The organism is Amnibacterium setariae (assembly GCF_003581425.1).
Lineage (GTDB): Bacteria > Actinomycetota > Actinomycetes > Actinomycetales > Microbacteriaceae > Amnibacterium > Amnibacterium setariae.
In genome coordinates this window covers 927582-952373 of sequence record NZ_QXTG01000002.1, presented here as the reverse complement: position 1 = coordinate 952373, position 24792 = coordinate 927582, and the positions used below count along the sequence as shown (strand labels likewise).

The window sequence follows — 24792 nt, the reverse complement described above, 5'->3', positions numbered from 1 at the left end:
ACGATGACCTACGGCAACTGGACGGTCGAGTTCGACGATCGGCTGCTGGCGCATCTGCAGCTGGTCATCGTGCAGCGGCTCCGGAACCAGGAGCGGTTCTCGATGTCCTGGATCGACGGCATCGAGGCCGGCAGCGGCCGCAGCTCGATCTGGCTGCACCCCGAAGGCGACCTGTACTTCCGGTTCAACGGCTCGCGGGTGCCCGAGATCGACCCGGAGTGGATCAAGCAGCTCACGGAGTCCGCGCAGAGCTCGCGGGGGCTGATCGTCACCATGGAGGACGGGCGGCTCGCCCGGTCCACGAGCACCAAGCGCACCTGACGTCGCATCCCGGGTTCGAAGGCCCGAAGGGTCTACTCGGCAGGTATTCAGCATTCTCCGGTAGTTCTATCGACCGCTCATCAGCAGGCGCCACCCGCACGGCGTCCGCATCCCGGGCGATCGGACCCTCGGTCGCCTCCCGCCCATCGATCGACACCCGCAGATCGGAAGTCCTCATGACCATGGGAACCGGCGTCGTCCTCTTCGTGATCGGCGCGATCCTCGCCTTCGCGGTCAAGGTGCAGACCTCCCTCATCAGCCTGAACACCGCGGGCTACATCCTCATGGTCGCGGGTCTCGTGGTGTTCCTCGTCGGCCTCGCGCTGACGCTGCGCGGCCGCCGCACCGTGACCACCTCCCGCACGGCCGCGGGCTCCTCGACGCCCGTCGTGGACCAGCGCACCTCCCGCACCGTCGACTCCGACGGCCTGTAGGCCTCCAGCGTCCGGGCCGGCCCGCACCGTCGGCCGCAACGACTCGGCGCCCCGCGCCACGGAGGCAGCAGTGACGATCGTCAGCGACCCCGCCGACCCCGCCGACCCGGCTGGATCGGCCCGGCCCGACGTCTCGGCGGACGCCACCTCGCGGTACCGGCTCGACGAGGTGATCGGGCGCGGCGGCAACGCCGCGGTCCACCGCGCCTGGGACGCCGCGCTCGAGCGCTGGGTGGCCGTCAAGGTCCTTCCCGCCGAGCCCGACGAGATCGCGGAGCACCGCCGTCGTCGCGAGGCGCAGCTGCTCGCGATGGCCGACCACCCGGCGCTCGTCGCCCTGCACGACGTGGTCGTGACGAGCGAGAGCACCTGGCTCGTGATGGAGCTCGTCGAGGGCGGCACGCTGCAGCAGCGCATGGCCGGCGGCCCGGTCCCGCCGGCCGAGCTCGCCGACGTCGCGGTCGACGTCGCGGACGGCCTCGTGCACCTCCACGCCCTCGGGATCGTGCACCGCGACGTCAAGCCGGGCAACGTGCTCCTCGCCGGCGACGACGGCGGGCGCACCCGCGCGAAGCTGACCGACTTCGGCCTCGCGAAGCTGCTCGAGTCGGCCTCGACGCGGACCGCCGGCCTGCTGCTCGGCACGGCGCGGTACCTCAGCCCGGAGCAGGCGTACGGCCGCACCGTCGGCGCCGCCTCGGACGTCTACTCGCTCGGGCTGGCCCTCCTCGAGGCCGCGACGGGGGAGGCCGCCTTCCCCGGGCCCGCGGTGGAGTCCCTCTCCGCGCGGCTGCTGCGCGACCCCGACGTGCCGAGCCGGCTCGGCTACGGCTGGCGGTCGCTGCTCACCGCGATGACGCGACGCGACCCGGACGCGCGCCCCTCCGCTGCCGAGGTCGCCGCGCGGCTGCGGTCGCTCGGCGCCGTGGGCGCCGCGCACGCGGACCCCGACCCGACGGAGGCGATCGACACCGTGCCCATCGCGGTGATCGCACCGCCGCGACCGCGTCGGCTGGAGGCCGCGCTGCAGGGGTCGACCGGCGTGCTCGCCGCCCTCGTCCTGGTCGCTGCGACCGCCGGCGTCGCGATGACGGCGGTGCCGTCCGCGGGTGACGCGGTGACGACGGCGGCCGTGCAGCCCGCGGACCGCGCGCCGCAGACCCTCGACGTCGGAGCCGCGTCGACGCGGTCGGTCACGATCGACGCCGTCGCGGCCGTCCGGGCATCGGCCGCCAGCAGCGACGGCGGGGGGTCCGGGCAGCGCCCGCAGCGCGCGGCGGGCTCGCGAGCGTCGGTCGCGGTCTCGAGCGGGTCCGCCTCGACACCCGGAGCGGGCTCCGGACCGAGGGGCCCCGCCCAGCAGTCCGGGCAGGAGCACGCGAAGGAGAAGCCCGTCGCGGCGAACGGCGGGGGGAAGGTCGCCGGCGCCTCGAAGGGCAAGGGCGGCGGTGGCGGCAAGGGCAAGGGCAAGGGCGGGCCTGCGGGCACGCCGGGGCGCGGCCCGGGCCGGCACTGACCCGTCCTGTTGGCAGGCGTCACCCGTCCGGGGTTGACGTTCATGTATTGAACCGGTTCAGTGGTGTAGCCCGTCCGGTCGCCGAGGCGCGGGCATCCGGATCGACGATGGAGCCGCACCGTGCGCACTGCTTCGAAGAGGACCGCTGCGACCGCGCTGGGCCTGGGGATGCTGCTCCTCGCCGGGTGCACCACCGCTCCCGACCCCGAGGAGAGCAAGGCGGTCACGAGCGGATCGATCACGATCCACCCGCTCTTCGTCCAGGGCGACAGCGGCGGCGTCGGGACCGAGGTCATCTCGCGCCGCCCGTCCGCGGACCACAGCTTCCGGCTCGAGTTCTCCGAGGACGAGGTCGGCGGGCTCGGCGACTCCTCCCGCGCCGCGTCCTGGGGAGCCGCGATCACCTCGACGCTGCTCACGGGGCAGCCGCTCGAGGGGCGGTACGGCTTCCGCATCACCGGCGCGATCGACGGGCCGAGCGCGGGCGCGCTCAAGACCGTCGGACTGCTCGCGCTCGAGCGCGGCGAGAAGCTGAAGCCGAAGGTCACCATGACCGGGACCATCAACTCGACGGGGACGATCGGGCCGGTCGGCGGGATCCCGGAGAAGGTCAAGGGCGCCGCCGAGGCGAAGTACACGAAGGTCCTCATCCCGCTCGGACAGCGCAACAGCCCGGACGAGAAGGGCGCTCAGGTCGACGTCGTGCGCGAGGGACGGCAGCTCGGCGTCGACGTCGTCGAGGTCGGCGACGTCTACGAGGCCTACCGGGAGCTCACGGGGAAGCGGCTCGCGGTGCCGGACGCGGACGGCGATCCCCGGCTCGACGACCGGTCGTACGACAAGGTCGACGCGCAGGTGACCGCGGCGCTCGGGCGCTACCGCGCGGCGGTGCAGGACTACGGCGACGTCAGCGCCGCCGTCCGGAGCAGCCTCGACTCCAGCGGGGTGCCGAAGCAGGCGAAGACCGCCGCCGATCAGGCGGCCGACCTCCGCAAGCAGGGGCTCGTCGCAGGCGCGTTCGTGGAGGCCCAGCAGGCCGCCGCGCTGATGGAGACGGTCGCGGCGGGGGCGGAGCTGCTCACCCCGCTGCAGACGCAGGGACTCTCGGGTCTGAACGCGATCGTCGACCGCGCGACGGACACGAGCGCGACGGAGGCGGCCTTCTCCTCCTACCTCGACAGCCTCGGCACCTATCGGCCGCGCAGCACCTCGGACGTCGAGGGCCTCGTGAACGCGTACGCCGGTGCCTTCGACGCGTACAGCCTCCTGGACTTCGCGAGCGCCCGCATCGAGTCGGCCGGGAAGCGGCTGAAGTCGCAGTCGGGCGACCAGCTCGAGGCCACCCTGACCGACTTCATCACCGCCGTGCTCTACCTCGAGCTCGCGAAGGCGCAGATCGAGTCGGCCAAGGCGGTCTTCGAGGTCGGCCGCGACAACCCCGGCGGGAAGCTCGCGACCAAGGTGGACCTCGACCAGGTCGGCGACTTCTTCCGGCGCGGTGCCGACGCGAACTACGCCGCCTTCACCACGTCCGGGGTCGTCAGCGAGATCGCCGACTCCCGCGGGCTGTCGACCGAGGTCGTCGTGAACGGCATCGCGAACGCGGACATCGACGTGGCGATCGCCGCGCAGCAGAAGGCGGTCCAGCCGGCGCTGCAGAAGTACATCGAGAGCGGTTCGGACAACGGGGCCTACGCCGCGATGGCCTACGGCCTGAACAACTACGTGCGGAACCAGCTGCTCGTCGAGAAGTACTACAACAACGCGGTCCTCGATCGGAACTTCCAGATCACCGACATCCAGTTCGACGGCGCGCTCGGGCACGCGACCGATCTCGCGCGCGATCAGCTCGGCGCCGAGATCGACGGGCTCCGCGGACGGAAGGCGCCGCCGGTGATCGCCGTCGCGAACTACGAGGCAGCCGGTCTGACCCAGGACGGCAGCCCGCTGGAGCGGTTCCAGGCGCTCGGCGGGTACGAGGCCGGCTTCGTCACCGCACGACTGCTGACCTACCTCGGCGGCTGGGCGGGCGCGAAGGCGTCGTGACCGGGCCCGTCGTACCGGGGGAGGCGGTCGCCCGCCTCACGGCGCGACGGAGCGCTGCGCGCCGCGCGGTGCACCGTCGCCTCCGCGTCATCGGGGCGATCGCCCTGCTCGGCGCCGGCCTCTACGCGCTCGCCTGCGCGCTCCTGTTCGTCGTGCCCGGCGGGGATCCCGCTCCCGACGAGGTCGACGCCGTCTTCGTGCCTGCGCCCGTGACGGCGGCGAAGGAGGCGGTCGCCCTCCGCATGCTCGCCGAGAGGCGGGCGTCCGCCGTCCTCCTGTCGATCCCGGAGCGCGCGCGCGAGTGGGGCACGGACGAGAACCGGCACTTCAGGATCTGCCGACCGGACCGGGGCGTCTACTGCGAGATCGCCGCGGAGCAGCACGCGCGATCCGACGCCCGGCTCATCGCCCGCCTCGCCGGGCGCCAGGGCTGGTACCGCGTCCTCGTCGTCACGGACCGCTCTGCGCTGCTCGACGCGCGGCTCGTGCTCGGCCGCTGCACCCCCGCGCTCGAGACGACCGTGTCGACGGTCGACGAGACGCCGCCCGGCGGATGGATCCCGGCGTTCCTCCGGGAGACCGGCGCGCTGCTCACCGACCGGACGGGCGCCTGCCGACCGTCCTGATCAGGCGGACACCAGCCCCGCCGGCAGCGGCTCGGCCATCAGCCGCGCGATGCCGGAGGTCGGGTCCGCGCGCAGCTCGGGCGCGTTGTACTTGCGCCAGCTGAGCTTGTTGATCGGGCTGCGGCGCCGCACCGCGCGCCACTCCTCGTCCGTCACCGAGCGGCCGAGCGTCTTGTGGCAGTCGAAGGCGCGGTCCGGCCGGAGGTGCATGCCGGCGTCCCACTCGGCGCGGTAGCGGGGGTCGGTCCAGTAGAGCATCTCGACCACGTCGTGGAACATGAAGTAGTTGGTCCACCGGCGGCCGTCGAGGAACCAGGCGTCGAGCGTGCTCCGCAGCAGCTGGAGGCGGTACGACTCCGGCGTGCCCCAGATGAACCAGTTGCCGGTGCGGGAGCCGCGGTAGGTGAAGAGGAAGAGGTCCTCGTCGCGGATCGTGCCGGCGAAGGCGGGGAAGTCCGGGTTCAGCAGGCAGCTCGCGTCGAGCCACATCCCGCCCCAGGTGGACAGCAGGTGCAGCCGGATGAGGTCCGCCCGGTGCGCGGGGATGTCGACGAGGTCGAGGATCCGGCGGTCGATGTCGACCCAGTCGGCGAGGTTGCCGTCGTGCAGCTCGACGAGGGTCAGGTCCGCGGGGAGGTGGGCCCGCATCGAGGCGATGCAGTGCTGCACGACGTCCGGGCGGTCGAGGCTGTTCCAGTAGACGAACGCGAAGCGGCCCCGGCCCGTGTCGCGCGCCGACTCGCGCAGCTCGAGCGCGGCGGCGGCGAGCCGGTCGGCGTGCTCCGCGGCGAACCGCGCGACGGCGTCCCGCTCCCAGGGCCGTGCGGTGGAGACCGCGAAGGCCGCACGCGCGTCGTAGTCCGGTGCCGGGAACCGCTCGTTCGCGATCGCGACGTCGGCGTCGCGGCGGTCGGGGCGCTTCAGCCGCTCCTCGGTCGACGCCGCGTAGAGCCAGGTCTCGCGGTCCGGCCGGGTGCGCAGCGCGCCCGCGAACGCCCGCTGGGCGACGACCGGGCGGCGCCGGTGGTAGGCGATCCTCCCCACCTGCTTCTGCAGCGCGCCGCCCGGCAGCAGCGTCGCGGCCATCAGGGCCGCCGTCACCGTTCGCATCGTGCACCTGCTTCGCCGGAGGTCGTCGGAATGGGCGCGAAGGTAGCAGCGGCGTCGCCGTCCATCGGGACCGGCACGCGCGGGACGTCACTGCCGCGACCATTTCCGGAGGTCGCCCGCGCACGCGGATCCGCGCCCCCATTGACCGCCCCGCCTCGACCGCGAGCCGACGCACGGCGACGTCCACCGCGTGTGCGGCTTCCGCCCGACCGGTGCGGGCTGCCGCTGCCGCTGACGCGGAGGAGGACAAGGGCAGGGCGGCTCTTCAGGTGCCACCAAGGCGGCGTTCAGCGCTCGTCGAGAGCATCGTCGCCATGACGGCGGTGCGGAACATCGCGCGTGCCTCCGCACGCGCCGCGAACCGGACCGTTCGGGACCCGTTCCTCGACAACGCGAAGTTCCTGCTGATCGTCCTCGTCGTGATCGGCCACGACTGGTACCCGGCCATCGACGACTTCCAGGCCGTCAAGGCCCTCTACATGGTCGTGTACGCCTTCCACGTGCCCGCGTTCGTGCTGCTCAGCGGCTACTTCTCGCGCGGCTTCGAGGGCCGGCCGGACCAGTGGCGGAAGCTGGTGCTCACCGTCCTCGTGCCCTACCTGGTCTTCCAGACGGCGTACGCCGCGGTGTCGTCGTGGGCGGCGGACAAGCCGTTCCAGCTGCACTTCTCGGGCCCGATCTACGTGACCTGGTTCCTGCTCGCGCTGTTCGTCTGGCGCGCGAGCGCGCCGTTGCTGCGCAGCCTGCCGCGCCCGATCCTGCTGTCGACGGCCGTCTCGCTCGTCGCCACCGTGACGATCACGGACACCGGGTTCGCGCTGGCACGCGTGCTGCAGCTGCTGCCGTGGTTCGTCATCGGGCTCTCGCTGAAGCCCGAGCACATCGCTGCGCTCCGGGCCCGCGGCGTGCGCCTCGCGGCCGGCGCCGTGCTCGTGACGGCGGGGGTCGTGGCGTGGTTCCTCGCGCCGGCGTTCGACGTCCGTTGGCTCGACCGGCAGTGGGACGCGGCGGAGCTCGGCGTGTCCCTCCCCGTCGACCTCGTCCTCGCCGCGGGCATCGACCTCGTGACGGCCGTCATGGTCGTCGCCGCCCTGGCGCTCGTCCCGCGCCGGCGCAGCTGGCTGACGGCGCTCGGGGCGTTCACGATGTACCCGTTCCTGCTGCACGGGCTCGTCGTCCGCGTCGCGCAGAGCGCCGGCGTGCACGACTACCTCATCGGGCTGGGCGGGATCGGCGCGCTCGCGATCACGGTCGGCGCGGTCGCGCTGGCCTTCCTCCTCGCGACGCCCGCGGTCCGCGCGGCGACCCGCTGGGCGGTCGAGCCCGCCAGCCTGGCGCTCTTCCGGCGCCGGCCCGGGGCGACGGCGCCGGCCGCATCAGGCGCCGCGGAGGGACGGGACGCCCGCGAGCGCGAGGGCGAGCGCCCGCGCGAGATGGCCGGATCGGTCCGCGGCTAGGTCGCGACCGACCGCTCGGTCGAATCCCCTGCGGCCCGTGGGCCGCTGCGCCGCGAGTCGGAGCCTCCGACACAATGGCTCGCATGCCGCCGCTCGCCGTGTCGAGACGGCGACGGTGGCCGGCCGTCGTCGTCCTGCTCGTGGTCGGCGCGATCGGGGCGATCGGGCGCCTCCACATGCTGTTCGACCCGAGCCCGCTGTTCTACGGCACGTACGACGACGGCGTGCACTTCAGCGCGGCCCTGAACCTCGTGCACGGCAACCTGCTCTACCGCGACGTCCTCTTCCTGCAGCCGCCCGGCGTCGTGGTCGCCTCCGCCCCGTTCGCGCTGCTCGCGAACCTCACGGGCGACGCGACCGCCTTCGCGATCGGACGGACCGTCTTCGCCCTCGTCGGCGCGCTCAACGGGGTGCTCGTCGCCGTCGCGCTGCGGCGCTGGGGGCCGGCCGCGATGCTCGTCGGGGGCACGCTCTACGCGCTCTCCTTCGCCGCCGCGTACGACGAGCGGACCATCACCCTCGAGGTGATCGGCACGACCGGGATCCTCGCCTCGCTCGTCCTGCTGGACGTCGCCTCGCGTCGGTCCGCCCGCCGCTGGGTGCTGCTCGCGGGCGTCGCCGCCGGCGTGTCGATCGACTTCAAGATCTGGTACGTCGTGCCCTTCGTCGTCCTGGCGCTGCTCGCCGGGCGCCGGATCGGCTGGTTCGTGCTCGGGACGGCCGTCGCCGGCATCGCCGGCTACGTGCCCTTCTTCGCCGCGGCTCCGTCCCGGATGTGGGGCCAGGTGGTGCTCGCGCAGCTCGGTCGGCCGAAGTCGACCGGGACGCCGCTCGACCAGCGGCTCGGGTCGATGCTCGGCATCGCGTCGAAGGACGGCACGAGCGGCATCCCGTCCCTGTGGGGCCCGGAGCTGACGCCGTGGCTGGTCGGGCTCGTCGTCGTGCTCGCCCTGCTCGCGCTCGCGACGCCCGGGGCGCGACGGTTCGTCGCACTGCTCGTCGCGACCGGTGCCGTGCTGCTGCTCTCGCCCTCCTACTTCCAGCACTACGCGGTGCTCACGGCGGCGCCGCTGGCGCTCATCGGCGGGGTCGGGACGGTGTGGATCGCCGACCGGGTCCGGCGGGGGCGCAGGATCGTGCTCGCCGTGTCCGTCGTCGCCGCGCTGCTCCTCGCGGTGAGCGTCGACCTGCGGCAGGTCGTGGAGCGCTCGAACCAGAAGGTCGCGCCGCTCGCCGCCCTCACCGCCGCCGCGGACCGCATCGACGGCTGCATCGTCACGGACGACCCGACGATCCTGATCCTCATGAACAGGCTGACGCCGGACCTCCGCGACGGCTGCGTGTTCCGCTCCGACCCGAGCGGGTACGGCTACGTGCTCACGCCGCCGGGCGGCAAGGCGGTGTTCCGGCCCCGGAACCCCGTGTGGCAGCGCAGCGCGATGCGCTACCTCCGGTCGGCGGACGCCTACCTGCTCGTCCGCGGCGACGTGTTCGGGCTGACGCCGGCGAACCGGGCGATCGTCCGGCGCGACCGGGAGCTCTTCCGGGTCGACGACCTCGTCATCCGCTCGGGAGGGCTCACCACGCGTCGTGGATGACGCGGGCGCGGTGCTTCACCGCCGCCGTCCGTCCCCGCAGCAGGAAGGCGAGTCCCGCCAGCAGCGTCACGGCCGAGACGTGGTGCGCTGCGGCCAGGGGGAGCGGGGCTCGGGCCCGGTGCGCATGCGGTCCCCGTCCACCGTCGAACGAGAGCACCGTCTCGTCGAGCGGCCGGTCGTCGCGGCGGCGCGCACGCCGGAGCCGCACTCGGCCGCGGACACGCGCCCTACACTCGGTCCGGCCCACCGGCCCCGATAGCTCAATGGATAGAGCAACGGCCTTCTAATCCGTAGGTTGCAGGTTCGAGTCCTGCTCGGGGCGCGCTCGCTCCGCCCCTTCCGTTCTGAAGGAGTTCTCGCGCCTCGCCGCCGAGAACTCCTTCAAAACGGATCCTGGCGCTTCAGAGATCGGGCCCCGTCCTTCACATCCGCGGTCGATCCCGGGCGGGTCGTGCGACAGTCGAGCCGTGCCGTGGTGGGACCCCGTGATGGATGACGAGGAGCGCGAAGCCCTGCGGCAGGAGCTGCTCCGGGACCATCCGGACCTCGATCTCGAGAACCTCCTCATGGGCGAGCTCGCCGGCCCCGCGTCGCCGGATCGGCCGGACCTGCCCGTGTGGGAGTACCGAGCGTTCGTCCGCGACCATCCGGGGGCCGATCCGGCGACGCTGGCCGCGATCCGGTTCCCGGTCCGCTACGCGGAGGGCACGTCAGGGGTCACCTCCATCGCCGAGCAGCTGAAGCCCTACCCGCGCAGCTTCCGTGGACGGGTGCCGGAGCCCGTCGTCGTGATCGACGCAGACGCGATCGCGAGGCGGTACGAGATGGAGCACGAGGCGGGCCTGCAGGAGTGGGACCACGACGCGCGCGGGATCGTCCGGCTGCAGCCCCTCGCGGCCTGGCGCGAGGTGACCCGCGCCTGGTTCGACACGCTCGAGCGGACCGCGCACTGATCCGCTCGGCGAGCTGGCCCGTCCGCTCGCCCCCTCACGGCGTGCCGAGCAGCAGCAGGCCGGCGAAGAAGACGCAGAGCCCGATGGGGACGTAGACGAGCAGGCGCTCGCGCACCGTCGCCGGCGAACCGCGCCAGCCGTTCCGACGGATCGCGATCGCCGAGAGGGCGATCGCGACGAGCACGAGCACCGCGGCGAGGACGAGCATGACCGGAGAGCCCATGTCGTCATCATCGAGCAGACCTGCGCTCTCGGAGCGGTCGCCGCTCGTCCCGGGGACCGGCCGACCGGATCAGCCGCGGGCGGTCGGCGCGGCGGTCGTGCGATCCCGGGCGACCTTCGCCCGTTCGAGGTGGTGCTCCCGCTCCCGGATGACGACGACGCCGACGGAGACGATCCACACGAGCCACGGCACGGTGCCCAGCGCGACCGAGCCCCAGCCGCCCGCGGCGCGGAACGAGGTGTCGTCCGTGCCGCCGAAGGCCGTCGCGACGAGCACGAGGTTCGGCACCGCGACCACGACGGCGAGGCGCCCGGTCCACCGGGGCAGCGCGCCGGAGATCAGGGTGATGTAGCCCGAGGCGAAGGACACCACCGCGGTCAGCACGCAGCCGATCGAGCCGAAGAACAGCGCGTGGCCGACGGTCAGCGCGCGGATCACGGTGCCGTTCCCGCCGTCGACCGAGGCGTCGAGCGCCGCGCCGCCCTCCAGGCCGTCGCCGATCAGCGTCACGACCACGTAGGCGATCCCGGCGGCGAACGCGATGTCCGCGATCCACTGCACGTCGCGCCGGGTCTGCACGATGAGCTGCCGGAAGCCGCTGAGGAACACGAGGATCACGGCCATCAGCACGGTGTCCGTGAGGATCACGCCGAGCGTGCCCGCGCTCGTGCGCTGGTTGAAGGCGACCAGCCCGGCGACGTCGTCGAGCGGCGGGCGAGGACCGACGGCCAGCTGGCGGATCGCGAACTCGACGCCGGTGAGGACGGCGACGGCGATCGCGGCCGCGCCGGTCCAGAGCCCGACGTCCGGTGTGGGGCGGCCGATCGGCCACCGCTGCTCGGAGGTCACGGCTGCACGGTAGCGCCCGGGTCAGGACCGGGGGACGAGGTCCTCGCCGGGGCCGCCCCGGTCGCGGACCGCGGACGCGGCGACCGGAGGCGGCGTCTTCAGGTCGAGGTTCTGCGTGACCTGCGCCTCGTCGTCGTACGTGTCGAGCCACGCCGGAGCGGGGTCGGCGACCGGCGTCGGCACGACGCCGGTGGCGGCGGGCGCCTCGTCCGTCGGGCGCGCGTGACGGGCCTGCTGGTGGGCCTCGAGCCGGACGGCGTCGTTCGCGTCGCTCGACGGCGTGCCGTGCGCGCGGTGGGCCTGCGGCACCTGGACGGGCGCGGTGCCGAGCTGCTCGGGCTCCTCCTCCGCGGCAGGAGCCGGAGCCGCGGCGGGGGCCTGAGCAGCGGCCGGCGCCGGAGCGGCCGGTTCGGGCGTGCGGGCGCGGTCGTGCTCCTGCTGCAGGCGTTCACCGGCCCGGGTCCGCCGCCAGGCGGGGACGGTGGTCGACGCGACGGCGACCGCGGGCTCGTGGTCGGGCTGCGCCGGGGCAGCGGCGGGAGCGGACGCTGCAGGAGCGGGCTCCGCCCCGGTCGCGGTCGGCTCGGCCGGGCGGGTGAACCGCTCGCGGGTGGCGGGCTCCTCACGCGGTCCGGGTTCGGCGCGCGCCGTCTCCGGCAGGGGAGCGGGTCGCTCTGCGGGTGCCGGCGCGGGCGCCGCCTGCTCGGTCCGAGGCGTCGGCGCGGCCGCCTGCTCGGCGTCCCGCGCGGGCACGGGGGAGACGGCGAAGACGCGCTTGGCACGCGCGGGACGGCCCGCCCACTCCACGAGCCGGTCGCGCAGCTCGTCGAGCGCGGCAGCGGTCGACGCGTCCGCCGGTCGCTGCTGCAGCGCGTCGAGCCGTGCGGACGCCCAGTCCGCGGCGACGTCGGACCCGGCGAGCGGCAGCAGCCGCACTCGCACGTCGGCCTCCGCGCGCAGTCGCGCGGCCCGACGATCGGTGCTCCGCTCTGCGTCAGGGCCGGCGGCGGCGCGTCCGGCGGCGACGAGCGCGCCGATCGCGGCGGACGCCTCAGTGCGCTCCGACCGGCGGATGAGCGCACGCACGGCGGACCGCGCGATCGCCGCGGCGAGCAGCCCGGCGACGAGGATCGCGAGCGCGGGGATGATCGCGGTCTGCAGGACCCGGGCGCCGCCCGGGGACTGGAACCAGGCGAGGACGTCCTGCCACATGCCGCGGATGGTACAGAAGGGGGACGACCCCGACGGGAGGCGCGGTGGAATGCCCCCGAGTCCCGGCGGGTTGTCAGGAACGAACAACTCCGAAGGGATGGTCATGGAGACCTTCGTGCTCGCCGGCGGCTGCTTCTGGTGCCTCGATGCCGTCTACCGCTCGCTCGACGGCGTCTCGGACGTCGTGTCCGGGTACACGGGCGGCTCGTTCAAGAACCCCGACTACGAGACGGTCTGCACGGGCCTGACCGGCCACGCCGAGGCGGTCGCGGTGACCTTCGACCCCGACGTCATCCCGCGCGACGTGATCCTCGACGTCTTCTTCACCCTGCACGACCCGCGCCAGCTGAACCGCCAGGGCAACGACGTCGGCACCCAGTACCGCTCGGCGATGTTCTACGCCGACGACGAGCAGAAGGCGCTGTTCCAGGCCGCGATCGAGCGCGCCGCGGACATCTGGGACGGCCGCATCGTCACGCAGCTCGCCCCGCTCGGCGACTGGTACCGCGCGGAGGAGTACCACCAGGACTTCTTCGCCAAGAACCCGAACCAGGGCTACTGCCTCGCGGTGGCGCTGCCCAAGGTGAACAAGGTCCGCCGCTCGTACGCCCGGTACGTCAAGGCCGCCTGACCCGCGCGCCGCTTCCCTCGCGGCTCGGACCGGGGATACGGTCCCCGTTCAGGCTCGTTGCAGGGAAGCGGCTCCAGGAGGTCCCGTGCGCAGATCAGTCCTCAGCATGCTCGCCGCGATCGGCGTCGCTGCGACGCTCCTCGCGGGCGCACCGGCGCACGCGTCGGCGTACCGCGACCCGCTCACCCGCGGCGACCTGGTGACCTACAACCGGGCCGACTACCGGCTCAGCATCGCGGCGACGCCGGGCGCGAAGAAGGTGGTCCGGTACGGGCACTCGGTGCCGGCCACGTACCGCGTGCGGATGATCAAGCCGGGGAAGCGCTCCGACACGGTCGTGTACTCGGCCGTGCTCGGGTACTCCCGGACCGCGTACCTCCGGATCAAGACCGTCTCCGTCGACGTGGTCCGCGACTACTCGATGGCGACCTATCTGAAGAAGGTCACGTCGTTCAGCGCCGCGTACGCCAAGAAGCGGGTCGACGCCTTCACGGTCGAGTACCGGCACCGCATCCAGCGCGGGGACGTCGCGGCGACGATCCCGGAGGCGAAGGCCTGGGTCGCGGCGCACGGCGGCGCCGAGGGGATCGGGAGCGCGAAGGACGTCGCCGTGAAGAGCGACGGCTTCTTCGGCTACGACCGGGTGCTGATCCGCCTGTACCGGGCCGACGCCTACCAGGACGGCGCGAGCCCCGACGACTTCATCGTCTACGGCTTCGACCCGGCCGACGGCTACCAGGTCATGTACTCGTCGTACACGGGCCTCACGAGGACCGCGAGGACCGAGGACTCGCTCGCCCTGCTGGCCTAGGGCCCGCCGTCCGCTCCTCCCCAGGCCGGATCCTCCCGAGAGGCGGGATCCGGCCTGCGGCGTCCCGTCGCCGGCCCTCCGGGTGCTCCACCATCGGTCCCGCGCGGCCCCGGACACGTCCACGGCACGGGCTCCCCGGGGCCGCGCACCCATTGGACGGATCGAGGAGGGGCCGCGATGGCGGACAACGACAACACGATCACCCTGGTCGGGCGGATCGGCCAGGAGCCGGAGCTCCACGCGACGGCGAAGGGCGACGTGCTCAACTTCACGCTGGCGACGACCGAGCGTCGCCGCGGACCCGACGGCTCCTGGTCCGACGGGACGACGAGCTGGTTCCGGGTCGCCGCCTGGCACGACCTGGCGCGGAACGCGCACGCCTCCCTGCATCGCGGCCAGCAGGTGATCGTCCGGGGCGTGCTCACGGTGCACGAGTTCCCGGTCGAGGGCGGCGGCCGGTCCCGGAACGCCGAGCTGCGGGCGACGGCGCTCGGGCACGACCTCCGGTGGGGGACGAGCAGCTACACGGACGGCGGCAGGCGTCGAGCGACGGAGTCGCCCTCCGCCGGGACCGTGCAGGGCCCGAGCCCGTCCGGGCCGGTCGGCTCGGACGGCGTGAGCGCCGGCGACTGGGGCGCTCGCCCGGAGGCGGAGCCGCCGCGGCGCGAGCCGGTTCCGGTCGGTCCGAACGCTCCGGCGGGGGACTGGCCCGCCGACGACACCCCCTTCTGACCCCGGCCCCGCGGACGACCCGCGAGGCCCGGCCTCCTGCGAAAGTTAGGATCGAGGCATGGCGGAGTACATCTATCAGATGGTCCGCGCCCGCAAGGCGCACGGCGACAAGCTGATCCTCGACGACGTGACCATGTCCTTCTTCCCCGGCGCGAAGATCGGCGTCGTCGGACCGAACGGTGCGGGCAAGTCCACGATCCTCAAGATCATGGCGGGCCTCGACACCCCGTCGAACGGCGAGGCCAAGCTGACGCCGGGCTACACCGTCGGCATCCTCATGCAGGAGCCGGAGCTCGACGAGTCGAAGACCGTGCTCGAGAACGTCCAGGACGGCGTCGCGGAGCTGCGGGCGAAGCTCGCGCGCTTCGACGCCATCGGGCTCGAGATGGGCGAGCCCGACGCCGACTACGAGAAGCTCGGCGACGAGATGGCGAAGCTGCAGGACGAGATCGAGGCGGCGAACGGCTGGGACCTCGACTCGCAGCTCGAGCAGGCGATGGACGCCCTCCGCACGCCGCCGGGCGACGCGCAGGTCGAGTTCCTCTCCGGCGGTGAGAAGCGCCGCGTCGCGCTCTGCAAGCTGCTGCTCCAGCAGCCGGACCTGCTGCTGCTCGACGAGCCCACCAACCACCTCGACGCCGAGAGCGTGCTCTGGCTCGAGCAGCACCTGCAGAAGTACCCGGGCGCCGTGCTCGCCGTCACCCACGACCGGTACTTCCTCGACAACGTCGCCCAGTGGATCGCCGAGGTCGACCGCGGTCGTCTCTACCCCTACGAGGGCAACTACTCGACCTACCTCGAGAAGAAGCGCGAGCGCCTCCAGGTGCAGGGCAAGAAGGACGCGAAGCTCGCCAAGCGGCTCGCCGACGAGCTCGACTGGGTGCGGTCGAACGCGAAGGGCCGGCAGGCAAAGTCGAAGGCCCGGCTCGCGCGCTACGAGGAGATGGTCGCGGAGGCGGAGCGCACGCGGAAGCTGGACTTCGAGGAGATCCAGATCCCGGTCGGCCCGCGCCTCGGCTCGCAGGTGATCGACGCGAAGAAGCTCCAGAAGGGCTTCGACGGCCGGGTGCTCATCGACGGTCTGACGTTCACGCTGCCGCGCAACGGCATCGTCGGCGTCATCGGCCCGAACGGCGTCGGCAAGACGACCCTGTTCAAGACGATCGTCGGGCTCGAGCCGCTCGACGGCGGCGACCTCACCATCGGCAGCACGGTCGACATCTCCTACGTCGACCAGAACCGCGGCGGCATCGACCCGAAGAAGACGCTCTGGCAGGTCGTCTCCGACGGGCTCGACTACATCCAGGTGGGCAACCAGGAGATCCCGTCCCGGGCCTACGTCTCCACGTTCGGGTTCAAGGGCCCCGACCAGCAGAAGCCGGCCGGCGTCCTCTCCGGCGGTGAGCGCAACCGCCTGAACCTCGCGCTGACGCTCAAGCAGGGCGGCAACCTGCTGCTGCTCGACGAACCGACGAACGACCTCGACACCGAGACGCTCGGCAGCCTTGAGAACGCGCTGCTCGAGTACCCCGGCTGCGCGGTGGTCATCACCCACGACCGGTGGTTCCTCGACCGGATCGCGACGCACATCCTCGCCTACGAGGGCACCCAGGAGCAGCCGGGCAACTGGTACTGGTTCGAGGGCAACTTCCAGGCCTACGAGGAGAACAAGGCGGAGCGGCTCGGGCCCGAGTCGGTCGGCGTCGGCCGCGGCGCGTACCGCAAGCTGACGCGCGCCTGACGCGCGGCGGCGACCGATGCGGCTGCACGTCCCGATCCGGCTCCGCTGGAGCGACATCGACGCCTACGCGCACGTCAACAACGCGGCGATGCTCGGGCTGCTCGAGGAGGTGCGGATCCAGGCCTTCTGGGCCGCGTCGGACGCCGCCGACGACCCGGGCCCCGCGATCCTCGACGGGCGCCCGGGGTCGGACACGCTGAGCCTGATCGCGCACCAGGAGATCGAGTACCTGCGGCCGATCCCGTACGGGCGGCAGCCGCTCGACTGCGAGGTGTGGATCGCGCGGCTCGGCGGCGCCAGCCTGGACGTGAACTACGAGGTCTGGAGCCCGGAGGGCGTGGAGCCGCGCGAGCTGACCACGCGTGCGGCGTCGACGCTCGTGCTCGTCGACGCCGCGACGCAGAAGCCGCGCCGCATCACCGCGGGGGAGCGGGAGGCGTGGTCGCCCTACCTCGAACCGCCGGTCGTCTTCAGCGCCCGCCGCTGATTCGCCTGCGTCCCGGGGGCGCCGTCCCTCCCGCACCCGGGGAGCCGGCCGCCGCTCGCGCGGTTCCTCGCGGCTAGGCGGAGGCAGGGACGCGGGTCATGCCCTCCTGGGCGACCGATGCCACGAGCGCGCCGTCGCGCGTGTAGATGCGGCCGTGCGAGAGGCCGCGGCCGCCGCTCGCGCTCGTCGACTCCTGCACGTACACGAGCCACTCGTCCACGCGGGCCGGGCGGTGCCACCACATCGCGTGGTCGAGGCTCGCCGCCTTCAGCCCGGGCGTCGCCCAGGCGACGCCGTGACGCCGCCAGATCGGCTCGAGGATCGTGTAGTCGCTGGCGTAGGCGAGGGAGGCGCGGTGCACGGCGGGGTCGTCCGGCATGCGCCCGCGCGAGCGGAACCACACGGCCTGCTGCGCGGTCCGCTCGTCGCCGGGCTCCACGTAGATCGGCCCGTCGACGTGCCGCAGCTCGAACGGGCGCCCGTTCGCCCAGAACCGCGCCATGGGGTGGTCGATGGCGGCGAGCTGCTCGCGCTCGTCCGGCAGCGACTCCGGGTCCGGCAGCCCCTCCGGCAGCGGCGTCTGGTGGTCCAGCCCCTCGTCCACCGTCTGGAACGACGCGATCATCGACAGGATCGGCAGCCCGTGCTGGTACGCCTGGGTGCGCCGGGTGGAGAACGACCGGCCGTCGTGGATGCGGTCGACCGCGAACGTGATCGGCACCTCGAGGTCGCCCGGGCGCAGGAAGTACCCGTGCATCGAGTGGATCGGCCGCTCCTCGCCGACGGTGCGCGACGCGGCGACGACCGACTGGGCGAGCACCTGGCCGCCGAACACGCGGCCCTGCGGGCTCCACTGCGACGGGCCGGTGAAGATGTCCTCGTTCGTCCGCGCACCCGTGTCGACGAGGTTCAACGCGGCGAGCATCGCGGGCAGCGGTTCCAGGATCCCCACCTCCAGTGCCCTGGGTAGTCTAGTGAGCCCGATGGACCGCTTCCTCATGCTGCCCGACGCCACGGCGCTCGCGGACCTGCGCACCTACCTCGCCCGCGCGGACCGCATCGACCGCGCCTCGGTCCGGCTCATCGCCGGCGGCGGCGTGCTCGCCGTCTACACCGCGGTGCTGCACCCCGGCGGGCTGCTCGACGAGACACCGACGGTGCTCGGCCTGCGCACGGTCCGCATCCGCGTCGACCAGGTGCTCGACGCCGTCGTCCCGATCGCGTCGCTCGTCGCGCGGCTCGACTCGGCCGTGCCGGACCCGGAGGACGGCACGGTCCTGATCGGCATCCCGGCCGAGGTCGCGACGGTGACCTGGGCGGGCGTCGCGCCGCCGCGGGCCGGATGGCAGCCGGTGGACAGCGCCGACGCGGGCACCCTGCAGGACGTCGCCAAGGCGGGCATCGTCGAGGTCGCCGAGCTGCTGCCGGCCGATGCCGGCGAGGCGATCGTGCGCCGTGTCCGCGCCGAGGTCTGGGGTCGCCCGATCCCGTCCGTGGAGCACGTGCCCGCCGGCGCCGCGTTCGCCGCGCACAGCCTCGGGTTCCTCGGCGAGGCCGACGAGGAGATCCCGGTCTTCGAGACTGGTCCGTGGACCCGCCTGTCGGCGCTCCGCGGCCACGTGCTCGTCAAGCGCCGCGGGTGGTCGCTGCAGGGCTGAGCCGGCCGCGGACCTCAGGGTCGACGTCGGAGCCGCTGCTGCACGAAGAGCACGGCGCGGTCCAGCGCCTTGTCCGCCTCCTCGAGGGCGGCGAAGAACGCCGGGAACACGTGCGGCACGTCCGCGACGACGTCGAGCACCACGTCCACCCCTGCGTCCCGCGCCCGCTCGGCGAGCCGCACCGAGTCGTCGAGCAGCAGCTCGTTCGTGCCGACCTGCAGCAGCATCGGCGGCAGCCCGTGCAGGTCCGCGGAGACCGCGGGGGAGAGCAGCGGATCCGTCGCGTCGTGGCCGCCGCGGTAGAGCCGACCGGTCCGCTCGATCCCGTCGAGGCTCAGGAGGGGATCCCGCTCGGCCTTCGTGCGCATGCTCTCGCCGCTCCGCGTCTGGTCGAGCCCGGGCGAGAACGCCAGGATCCCGGCCGGCATCGGCAGACCCGCGGAACGGGCCGCCAAGCACGTCGTGACCGCCAGGCCGCCGCCGGCGGAATCGCCGACGAGGAGGATCGCGCCCGGCTGCACGCCCGAGTGCAGCAGCTCCCGGTACGCGGCGACCCCGTCCTCGATCGCCGCGGGGAAGGGGTGCTCCGGGGCGAGCCGGTAGTCGAGGGAGATCGCGGGTGCTCCGCTGCGCCGCACGAGCTCCGAGGTCAGGCCGGCGGCGGTGGCCGGTGATCCGAGCACGTACGAGCCGCCGTGGAAGGCGAGCAGCACCCCGTCGATCGAGGGGCTCGCGGGGTCGAGCCGCAGCGCGGGTCGACCGCCCAGCACGGTCTCCGAGCGACCGACCTCCGGCGACGCCGGGAACCCGGCCATGAGTGCCGCGAAGGCGCGGCGCATCCCCTCCACGCTCTCGTCGGCCGGTGCTCCGGGCGCGCTCCGCAGGAGTGCGTCCAGGTGCTCGCGCTGCGATCTGCTCATCGGTCCCCGCCTCTTCCTCGCCGCTGATCCATTCCACGGCATGGAGAGTAGACTACATGCCATGGCATCGACCTCGGCCGACCTGTTCGACGACCTCGTGCGGTGCGAGACGCGGCTGTACAACGCCGCAGACCAACGGCTCCGCGCCGCGCACGGGCTGGCGGCTTCGCAGTTCGAGTTCCTGCGCTACCTGCGCGGGCACGCGGAGGCGCGCGTCGCCGACGTCGCGACCAACTTCGCCGCCGGCTTCGGCGCCATCAGCAAAGGGATGGACCGGCTCGAGCGGGCGGGCTGGATCGCGCGCGAGCAGCACCCGCGCGACCGCCGGTCCTCGGTGCTCGTCCTGACCGCCGCGGGCTCCTCGGTCCTCGAGCAGGCGGAGGAGACCTTCGGGGCGCTCCTCGCCGAGCTCGTCGAGCCCGCGGCGGACGCGGCGGACCTGGCGGCGACCGCGCGGGTGCTCGCCCGGCTCCGCAGCGCGCTCGAGGAGGCGCGGGTGGGCACCCCGGCCGGGTAGCGCCGGGGCCGCGCGGGCGCCGGACGGCCGCCCGAAGAGGGGCTGCTCGCTCCCCAGGACCGGGCGTACCGTGCGACCGTGAGCACGGACACCGAGGCGACGACGCGCTCGCCGCTGGTCGTGCTCCTGACCGGCCTGCTCGCGCTCGGGGTCGCCCGGGCCGCCGGCCGTCTGATCGGCCTCGTCGCCCTGCTCGGCGTGGTGGTCGCGACGGTCGCGGCGCTCGCGATCGGCATCGTCGTCCTGCGGCTCGTCCTGGCATGACGGCGGCGGCCCGGCGCACCGTGGTGCTGTCGTGGCTGCTGCCCGCCGGGGTGCTCGCCGTCGCGCTGCTCTGGCTCGTGCCGCTCGGCGCGCGCGGCCCGGCCGCGCGGGTGCTCGTCGACGACGCGATCGGCAACTGGGTCGTGCTCGGGATCTGGCTCGTCTGGGCGACCTCGCTCGCCGCGGTCGCCTCCGCGCTGGAGCGCGGCGGGAGGAGCGTCGGAGCACCGTGGGCGGTCGTGCAGGTCGCGCTGCTGGCCGCCGTCGCGGTCTGGGCGCTGCCGCCGGTGCTGCTCGCGGCGCCGGGCTCCGCCGAGCAGGTCACGACCGCCCTCGTGCACCTGCTGCTGCCCGTGCTCGTGCTCGCGCTGTCCGCCGCGCAGGGGCTGCTGCTCTTCCTCCGCGCCTGAGGCCGCCCGGGTCAGTCCTCGAAGGTGTTGACCATCGCGTGCGCCGCGCGCTCGAGGTAGCCCCAGAGCTCCGCCTCGTACAGCGGCGGCAGGTCCAGGTCGTCGACCGCGTCGCGCATGTGGTGCAGCCACCGGTCGCGCTGCGCGGGGTTCACCTTGAACGGCATGTGCCGCATCCGGAGCCGCGGATGCCCCCGCTGCTCGCTGTAGGTCGTCGGACCGCCCCAGTACTGCTCGAGGAAGCCCGTCAACCGCTGGATCGCCGGCTCCAGGTCCTCCTCCGGGTAGAGGGCGAGCAGCTCCGGGTCGCTCGCGACGCCGGCGTAGAACCGGCGCACGAGCCGCTCGAAGGTCGGCCGCCCGCCGACCGCCGCGTAGAAGCTGCCCGCCTCCTCAGCCATCGGACCCGTCGTCCGACGCCTTCGGACCCGTCCTCCCGGTCGCGCCCGAGGCGCCCGACGCGCCGTTCGTGCCGCGCGCCGTCGTCCGAGGACGCTGCGGCGGCACGGAGCCGGACGGCGTCGGCTCGATCGACGGCGACGCTCGCCGCGTCGTGCGACGGCGGGGGATCGGGGTCGACCCGGTGCGCGGAGGCCGGACGCCTCGCAGGGCGCCCGCGTACTCGAACTCCGCGAGCCGGTCGCTCGACAGCCGCACGTCGCTGATCCCCGCGTCCTCCAGCGCCTCGCGGAGGTGCGTGCGGATCGCCCAGGCCACGTCGTCGCGCTGGTTCGCCGTGGTCCGGGCGACGATGCGGAGCACGACGCCGTCGGCGGTCACCGACTCGAGGCCCCACAGCTCGGGCGTCTCCGTCACGCTGCCGCGGTACTCCGGCATCGCGACCGCGGCCTTCGCGGCGTCGAGCAGGCGGTGCTGCAGCTGCTCGACGTCCGCCGTGTTCGGCACGGTGACGTCGACGATCGCGCGGGACCAGCCCTGCGACCGGTTGCCGATGCGCGTGAGCTCGCCGTTGCGGACGTACCAGAGCACGCCGTTGACGTCGCGGATCTGCGTCACGCGGATGCCGACGTTCTCGACGATGCCGGTCGCCAGGTCGGTGTCGACGATGTCGCCCACGCCGAGCTGGTCGTCGGAGACGATGAACAGGCCGGTCAGCACGTCCTTGACGAGGTTCTGCGCACCGAAGCCGAGCCCGGCGCCGAGTGCCGCCGTGATCAGGGAGAACGCGCTCGTGATGTTGGAGTTGATCACCGTCACGATCGAGATCAGCGCCACGACGATGATCACGACCGCCAGCACGTTGTTCAGCACCGATCCGAGCGTGCGGGTGCGCTGCACGACGCGCGCTGCGCTCACCGGGGAGTTCAGCAGCGCCTGCGTGTCCTGCGCGCCCCGGCGGCGCTTGGCCCCGCTCACGATGCGGTTGACGACCATCTGGATCACGCGGTGCGAGACCAGTCGGACGATCCCGGCGATCAGCAGGATGACGACGACCTGGACGACCTTGCCCCACCAGGTGCTGCCCCAGTCGCCGTCGTCGACCGCGAACAGGTCGGACCAGAGGCTCGACACGGTGGGGATCCGCAGCAGCAGGTCACTCACGCGCATCACGCTCCTGGGCGGCGAGGGCGCGCTGCACCGACGCCGTGTTCTCGACGACGACGCGGCGGAGGGCCGGCGCGGCGTCGGGGTGCGCGTCGAGCCACTGCTGCGACGCGTCGACGAGCGCGCGGGAGGCGAGCGGCGACGGGTAGAGGCCGCGGGCGAGGGTCTCGGCGATCGCGTAGCTGCGGTCCTCCCACAGCTGCTCGACGGTCGCGAAGTACCGCTCCACGTACGGCTCGAGCAGGCCGAGGTCGATCGCGCGGCGGAAGCCGAGCGTCGTCGCGCGCACGGTCGCGTTCGGCAGCGCGGCCGAGTCGACGACCGACGCCCACGCCGCCGCCTTCCCCTCCGCGGTCGGGATGACGGCGCGGGCGTGCGCGGCGGACTCGCGGCCGGTGGCGGTGTCGTCCGCGGCGAGCGTCGCCGTGATCTCGGGGCCGTCGGCCTGGCCGCCGGCGACGAGCGCGATCAGCAGCTCCCAGCGCAGGTCGGTGTCGACGTCGAGGCCGGGCAGCGGCGTCCTCCCCGAGAGCAGGCCGCGCACCGCGCCGAGCTGCTCGGGCGTGCGGGCGACGGAGGCGAGGGCGCGCACGAATTGGAACTGCGCGTCCGAGCCCGCCTCCGCGGCGAAGGCGAGCCGCTGCAGGCCGTCGCCGAGCGCGACGAGCGTCTCCTCGCGCACCGCCGGCGCCACGTAGCCGGAGGCGACGAGCAGCGCCTGCTGCAGCACCTGCCGCACCGTGGTCGACTCCGTCTCGCTGCCGACGTTGTTCAGCACCAGGCGCACGAAGTCGCGCGGGCGCGCCTCCGCGTCCCGGGTCGCGTCCCACACCGCGCTCCAGACGAGCGAGCGGGCGAGCGGGGACTCGATGGCCGCGAGATGGTCGATCGCCGTCTCGAGGCTCTCCTCGTCGAGGCGGATCTTCGCGTAGGCGAGGTCGTCGTCGTTCACGAGCACCAGCGCGGGCCGGCGCTTGCCGACGAGCTCCGGCACGTCGGTCGAGGCGCCGTCCACGTCGAGCTCGAACCGCTCGGTGCGGACGAGCCGCTCGCCTGGGCCCCCTCCGCCGGTTCCCGGGCGCCGCGAAGCGGTGTCCGGGCCGTGCGAGGGGACCAGCTCGTAGAAGCCGACCGCCAGGCGGTGCGGCCGCGAGGCCAGGTACCCCTCCGCACCGGACTGGTTGATCGTGAAGGAGGTGATCCAGCCGCCCTCGTCCGTCTCGATCTCCGGGGTCAGCGTGTTCACGCCGGCGGTCTCGAGCCACGCCTCGCTCCAGGCGGTGAGGTCGCGGCCGCTCGTCGCCTCGAGCTCGACGAGCAGGTCCTTCAGCGTCGTGTTGCCGAAGCCGTGCTTCACGAAGTACTCGTGCACGCCGGCGAGGAACGGCTCGCGGCCGACGTAGGCGACGAGCTGCTTCAGCACGGACGCGCCCTTGGCGTAGGTGATGCCGTCGAAGTTGACCTGCACGTCCTCGAGGTCGCGGATCTCCGCGACGATCGGGTGGGTCGACGGCAGCTGGTCCTGCGTGTACGCCCAGTTCTTCTCGAGGATGTTGAAGGTCGTCCACGCCTCCTTCCACTCCGTCGCCTCCGCGGTCGCGAGCGTGGAGATGAACTCGGCGAACGACTCGTTCAGCCAGAGGTCGTTCCACCACTGCATCGTCACGAGGTCGCCGAACCACATGTGGGCGAGCTCGTGGAGGATCGTGATGACGCGGCGCTCGCGGGTGGCGTCCGTGACCTTCGAGCGGAAGACGTAGGTCTCGGTGAAGGTGACGGCGCCCGCGTTCTCCATGGCGCCCGCGTTGTACTCCGGCACGAAGAGCTGGTCGTACTTGTCGAACGGGTACGGCACGCCGAAGATCCGCTCGTAGAACTCGAAGCCCTGCTTCGTCTTCTCGAACACGTAGTCCGCGTCGAGGTGGTCGAACAGGGAGGCGCGGGCGAAGGCGCCGAGCGCGATCGTGCGGCCGTCGGCGCTGGTCAGCTCGTCGGTCACCGAGAGGTAGGGCCCGGCGATGAGGGCGGTGATGTACGAGGAGATCACCGGGGTCGGCTCGAACCGCCAGGTCGCGACGCCGTCGCCGGCGGGCTCGGGCTCCGGGGTCGCCTGGTTGGAGGTGACGGACCAGCGCGCCGGCGCGGTGACGGTGAACCGGAACGTCGCCTTGAGGTCCGGCTGCTCGAAGACCGCGTACATCCGCCGGGAGTCGGGGACCTCGAACTGCGTGTAGAGGTAGACCTCGTCGTCCACGGGGTCGACGAAGCGGTGCAGGCCCTCGCCGGTGTTCGTGTAGACGCCGTCCGCGTCGACGACGAGCACGTTCTCCGCCTGCAGGTCGGGCAGCTGGATGCGCACGCCGTCGCTCACCTCGGCCGGGTCGAGCGCCGTGCCGTTCAGCGTCACCGAGCGCACGTCGCGGGTGATCGCGTCGATGAAGGTGGAGGCGCCGGGCGTCGCGGTGAAGTGCACGGTCGTCCTCGACCCGAACACCTCGGGGCCCTTGGTGAGGTCGAGCTCGACCTCGTACGCCGAGGGCTGCACGATCGCGGCCCGTTCCTCCGCCTCGACCCTGGTCAGGTTCTCTCCGGGCATGGTGACTCCTCGATCCGCGTCGCGTTCTCGGCCGACAACCCTACGCAGCCCGGCCGCCTGCCCGATTCGCGGATCCGCATTCCTTCCGCCGATCCGCACTTCTGCTCCGACACG

The 24792-nt window shown here is 73.2% G+C and carries 26 protein-coding genes and 1 tRNA gene; 18 read left to right on the top strand and 9 right to left on the bottom strand.

The features are described 5' to 3' along the window. The first annotated feature begins 3 nt into the window (after window positions 1-3). From D1781_RS12545 to D1781_RS12525, 5 genes are all read left to right on the top strand, one after another. Window positions 4-321: a DUF7882 family protein gene (locus D1781_RS12545; RefSeq protein ID WP_119483259.1), complete on the top strand. Its 318-nt coding sequence runs from the start codon at window positions 4-6 to the stop codon at window positions 319-321. A 176-nt stretch (window positions 322-497) separates the two neighbouring features. Next, complete coding sequence (locus D1781_RS12540) at window positions 498-755, top strand: DUF6458 family protein (RefSeq protein WP_119482588.1); 258 nt, start codon at window positions 498-500, stop codon at window positions 753-755. A 70-nt stretch (window positions 756-825) separates the two neighbouring features. After that, window positions 826-2271, top strand: coding sequence for a serine/threonine-protein kinase (locus D1781_RS12535; protein WP_119482587.1), 1446 nt, complete (start codon window positions 826-828; stop codon window positions 2269-2271). A 168-nt stretch (window positions 2272-2439) separates the two neighbouring features. After that, window positions 2440-4317 (top strand): S16 family serine protease, encoded by a 1878-nt coding sequence (locus D1781_RS12530; protein WP_119482586.1) that lies wholly within the window; start codon window positions 2440-2442, stop codon window positions 4315-4317. Further along, window positions 4314-4943 (top strand): hypothetical protein, encoded by a 630-nt coding sequence (locus D1781_RS12525; protein ID WP_119482585.1) that lies wholly within the window; start codon window positions 4314-4316, stop codon window positions 4941-4943. The genes D1781_RS12530 and D1781_RS12525 overlap by 4 nt, the downstream gene beginning before the upstream one ends. On the opposite strand, the gene D1781_RS12520 is transcribed toward D1781_RS12525, so the two are convergent. Beyond that, window positions 4944-6044, bottom strand: a complete 1101-nt coding sequence (locus D1781_RS12520; protein ID WP_158590087.1) for a capsular polysaccharide synthesis protein — start codon at window positions 6042-6044, stop codon at window positions 4944-4946. Window positions 6045-6367: 323 nt separating this feature from the next. On the opposite strand from D1781_RS12520, the gene D1781_RS12515 reads away from it, so the two are divergent. The 4 genes from D1781_RS12515 (at window position 6368) to D1781_RS12495 (ending at window position 10061) form a co-directional block, all read left to right on the top strand. After that, a complete protein-coding gene (locus tag D1781_RS12515; RefSeq protein WP_119482583.1) occupies window positions 6368-7510 on the top strand; it encodes an acyltransferase family protein in 1143 nt (380 codons plus the stop codon). An 83-nt stretch (window positions 7511-7593) separates the two neighbouring features. After that, window positions 7594-9108: a DUF2029 domain-containing protein gene (locus tag D1781_RS12510; protein WP_119482582.1), complete on the top strand. Its 1515-nt coding sequence runs from the start codon at window positions 7594-7596 to the stop codon at window positions 9106-9108. A gap of 249 nt (window positions 9109-9357) precedes the next feature. Continuing rightward, a tRNA-Arg gene (locus D1781_RS12500) sits at window positions 9358-9430 on the top strand. A gap of 145 nt (window positions 9431-9575) precedes the next feature. Further along, window positions 9576-10061 (top strand): hypothetical protein, encoded by a 486-nt coding sequence (locus D1781_RS12495; protein WP_147392094.1) that lies wholly within the window; start codon window positions 9576-9578, stop codon window positions 10059-10061. Between the two features lie 34 nt (window positions 10062-10095). Here the strand turns inward: D1781_RS12495 and D1781_RS17355 are convergent, their stop codons facing one another. The 3 genes from D1781_RS17355 to D1781_RS12485 form a co-directional block, all read right to left on the bottom strand. After that, the gene (locus D1781_RS17355) at window positions 10096-10284 is read right to left on the bottom strand and encodes a hypothetical protein (protein WP_147392093.1); all 189 of its coding nucleotides are present in this window, start codon (window positions 10282-10284) and stop codon (window positions 10096-10098) included. A 69-nt stretch (window positions 10285-10353) separates the two neighbouring features. After that, window positions 10354-11133 (bottom strand): hypothetical protein, encoded by a 780-nt coding sequence (locus D1781_RS12490; RefSeq protein ID WP_119482579.1) that lies wholly within the window; start codon window positions 11131-11133, stop codon window positions 10354-10356. A 21-nt stretch (window positions 11134-11154) separates the two neighbouring features. Continuing rightward, window positions 11155-12345 (bottom strand): hypothetical protein, encoded by a 1191-nt coding sequence (locus D1781_RS12485; RefSeq protein WP_119482578.1) that lies wholly within the window; start codon window positions 12343-12345, stop codon window positions 11155-11157. A 103-nt stretch (window positions 12346-12448) separates the two neighbouring features. Here D1781_RS12485 and msrA point away from each other — a divergent pair, with 103 nt between their 5' ends. The 5 genes from msrA to D1781_RS12460 all read left to right on the top strand — a co-directional run bounded on the left by msrA (window position 12449) and on the right by D1781_RS12460 (window position 16747). Further along, a complete protein-coding gene (msrA, locus tag D1781_RS12480; protein ID WP_119483257.1) occupies window positions 12449-12976 on the top strand; it encodes a peptide-methionine (S)-S-oxide reductase MsrA in 528 nt (175 codons plus the stop codon). An 85-nt stretch (window positions 12977-13061) separates the two neighbouring features. After that, on the top strand, window positions 13062-13787 hold the full coding sequence (locus tag D1781_RS12475) for a hypothetical protein (RefSeq protein WP_147392092.1): 726 nt from the start codon (window positions 13062-13064) through the stop codon (window positions 13785-13787). A gap of 177 nt (window positions 13788-13964) precedes the next feature. Then, complete coding sequence (locus tag D1781_RS12470) at window positions 13965-14519, top strand: single-stranded DNA-binding protein (RefSeq protein WP_119482576.1); 555 nt, start codon at window positions 13965-13967, stop codon at window positions 14517-14519. 58 nt (window positions 14520-14577) lie between these two features. Continuing rightward, window positions 14578-16260: an energy-dependent translational throttle protein EttA gene (ettA, locus tag D1781_RS12465; protein WP_119482575.1), complete on the top strand. Its 1683-nt coding sequence runs from the start codon at window positions 14578-14580 to the stop codon at window positions 16258-16260. A gap of 16 nt (window positions 16261-16276) precedes the next feature. Next, window positions 16277-16747, top strand: coding sequence for an acyl-CoA thioesterase (locus D1781_RS12460; protein WP_119482574.1), 471 nt, complete (start codon window positions 16277-16279; stop codon window positions 16745-16747). A 73-nt stretch (window positions 16748-16820) separates the two neighbouring features. Here D1781_RS12460 and D1781_RS12455 read toward each other — a convergent pair whose 3' ends face one another. Next, on the bottom strand, window positions 16821-17672 hold the full coding sequence (locus tag D1781_RS12455; RefSeq protein ID WP_233551431.1) for an acyl-CoA thioesterase: 852 nt from the start codon (window positions 17670-17672) through the stop codon (window positions 16821-16823). Between the two features lie 58 nt (window positions 17673-17730). On the opposite strand from D1781_RS12455, the gene D1781_RS12450 reads away from it, so the two are divergent. Beyond that, a complete protein-coding gene (locus D1781_RS12450) occupies window positions 17731-18405 on the top strand; it encodes a hypothetical protein (protein WP_119483254.1) in 675 nt (224 codons plus the stop codon). Between the two features lie 14 nt (window positions 18406-18419). Here D1781_RS12450 and D1781_RS12445 read toward each other — a convergent pair whose 3' ends face one another. Continuing rightward, window positions 18420-19325, bottom strand: coding sequence for an alpha/beta hydrolase (locus D1781_RS12445; protein ID WP_119482573.1), 906 nt, complete (start codon window positions 19323-19325; stop codon window positions 18420-18422). Between the two features lie 61 nt (window positions 19326-19386). On the opposite strand from D1781_RS12445, the gene D1781_RS12440 reads away from it, so the two are divergent. The 3 genes from D1781_RS12440 to D1781_RS12430 all read left to right on the top strand — a co-directional run bounded on the left by D1781_RS12440 (window position 19387) and on the right by D1781_RS12430 (window position 20516). Further along, complete coding sequence (locus tag D1781_RS12440; protein WP_119482572.1) at window positions 19387-19842, top strand: MarR family winged helix-turn-helix transcriptional regulator; 456 nt, start codon at window positions 19387-19389, stop codon at window positions 19840-19842. Between the two features lie 78 nt (window positions 19843-19920). Further along, window positions 19921-20106, top strand: a complete 186-nt coding sequence (locus tag D1781_RS12435) for a hypothetical protein (RefSeq protein ID WP_119482571.1) — start codon at window positions 19921-19923, stop codon at window positions 20104-20106. Then, window positions 20103-20516, top strand: a complete 414-nt coding sequence (locus D1781_RS12430) for a hypothetical protein (protein WP_119482570.1) — start codon at window positions 20103-20105, stop codon at window positions 20514-20516. The genes D1781_RS12435 and D1781_RS12430 overlap by 4 nt, the downstream gene beginning before the upstream one ends. Window positions 20517-20527: 11 nt before the next feature. Here the strand turns inward: D1781_RS12430 and D1781_RS12425 are convergent, their stop codons facing one another. From D1781_RS12425 to pepN, 3 genes are read right to left on the bottom strand one after another with little or no spacing between them, the layout of a single operon-like run. Next, a complete protein-coding gene (locus D1781_RS12425) occupies window positions 20528-20917 on the bottom strand; it encodes a globin (RefSeq protein ID WP_119482569.1) in 390 nt (129 codons plus the stop codon). Further along, window positions 20910-22079: a mechanosensitive ion channel family protein gene (locus tag D1781_RS12420; RefSeq protein ID WP_158590086.1), complete on the bottom strand. Its 1170-nt coding sequence runs from the start codon at window positions 22077-22079 to the stop codon at window positions 20910-20912. The genes D1781_RS12425 and D1781_RS12420 overlap by 8 nt, the downstream gene beginning before the upstream one ends. Continuing rightward, entirely contained in the window at window positions 22072-24678 is a 2607-nt protein-coding gene (gene pepN / locus D1781_RS12415) for an aminopeptidase N (RefSeq protein ID WP_119482567.1), read from the bottom strand. The genes D1781_RS12420 and pepN overlap by 8 nt, the downstream gene beginning before the upstream one ends. Window positions 24679-24792 lie beyond the last annotated feature (114 nt).

What these genes read in the sequence shown, in the direction of transcription:
- D1781_RS12430 (WP_119482570.1), top strand. Translation starts at nt 20,103, where the DNA reads ATGACGGCGGCGGCCCGGCGCACCGTGGTGCTGTCGTGGCTGCTGCCC.
- D1781_RS12530 (WP_119482586.1), top strand. Translation starts at nt 2,440, where the DNA reads ATGCTGCTCCTCGCCGGGTGCACCACCGCTCCCGACCCCGAGGAGAGC.
- D1781_RS12460 (WP_119482574.1), top strand. Translation starts at nt 16,277, where the DNA reads ATGCGGCTGCACGTCCCGATCCGGCTCCGCTGGAGCGACATCGACGCC.
- D1781_RS12510 (WP_119482582.1), top strand. Translation starts at nt 7,594, where the DNA reads ATGCCGCCGCTCGCCGTGTCGAGACGGCGACGGTGGCCGGCCGTCGTC.
- ettA (WP_119482575.1), top strand. Translation starts at nt 14,578, where the DNA reads ATGGCGGAGTACATCTATCAGATGGTCCGCGCCCGCAAGGCGCACGGC.
- D1781_RS12515 (WP_119482583.1), top strand. Translation starts at nt 6,368, where the DNA reads ATGACGGCGGTGCGGAACATCGCGCGTGCCTCCGCACGCGCCGCGAAC.
- D1781_RS12540 (WP_119482588.1), top strand. Translation starts at nt 498, where the DNA reads ATGACCATGGGAACCGGCGTCGTCCTCTTCGTGATCGGCGCGATCCTC.
- msrA (WP_119483257.1), top strand. Translation starts at nt 12,449, where the DNA reads ATGGAGACCTTCGTGCTCGCCGGCGGCTGCTTCTGGTGCCTCGATGCC.
- D1781_RS12470 (WP_119482576.1), top strand. Translation starts at nt 13,965, where the DNA reads ATGGCGGACAACGACAACACGATCACCCTGGTCGGGCGGATCGGCCAG.
- D1781_RS12485 (WP_119482578.1), bottom strand. Translation starts at nt 12,345, where the DNA reads ATGTGGCAGGACGTCCTCGCCTGGTTCCAGTCCCCGGGCGGCGCCCGG.
- D1781_RS12440 (WP_119482572.1), top strand. Translation starts at nt 19,387, where the DNA reads ATGGCATCGACCTCGGCCGACCTGTTCGACGACCTCGTGCGGTGCGAG.
- D1781_RS12455 (WP_233551431.1), bottom strand. Translation starts at nt 17,672, where the DNA reads ATGCTCGCCGCGTTGAACCTCGTCGACACGGGTGCGCGGACGAACGAG.
- D1781_RS12425 (WP_119482569.1), bottom strand. Translation starts at nt 20,917, where the DNA reads ATGGCTGAGGAGGCGGGCAGCTTCTACGCGGCGGTCGGCGGGCGGCCG.
- D1781_RS12450 (WP_119483254.1), top strand. Translation starts at nt 17,731, where the DNA reads ATGGACCGCTTCCTCATGCTGCCCGACGCCACGGCGCTCGCGGACCTG.
- D1781_RS12545 (WP_119483259.1), top strand. Translation starts at nt 4, where the DNA reads ATGACCTACGGCAACTGGACGGTCGAGTTCGACGATCGGCTGCTGGCG.
- D1781_RS12445 (WP_119482573.1), bottom strand. Translation starts at nt 19,325, where the DNA reads ATGAGCAGATCGCAGCGCGAGCACCTGGACGCACTCCTGCGGAGCGCG.
- D1781_RS17355 (WP_147392093.1), bottom strand. Translation starts at nt 10,284, where the DNA reads ATGGGCTCTCCGGTCATGCTCGTCCTCGCCGCGGTGCTCGTGCTCGTC.
- pepN (WP_119482567.1), bottom strand. Translation starts at nt 24,678, where the DNA reads ATGCCCGGAGAGAACCTGACCAGGGTCGAGGCGGAGGAACGGGCCGCG.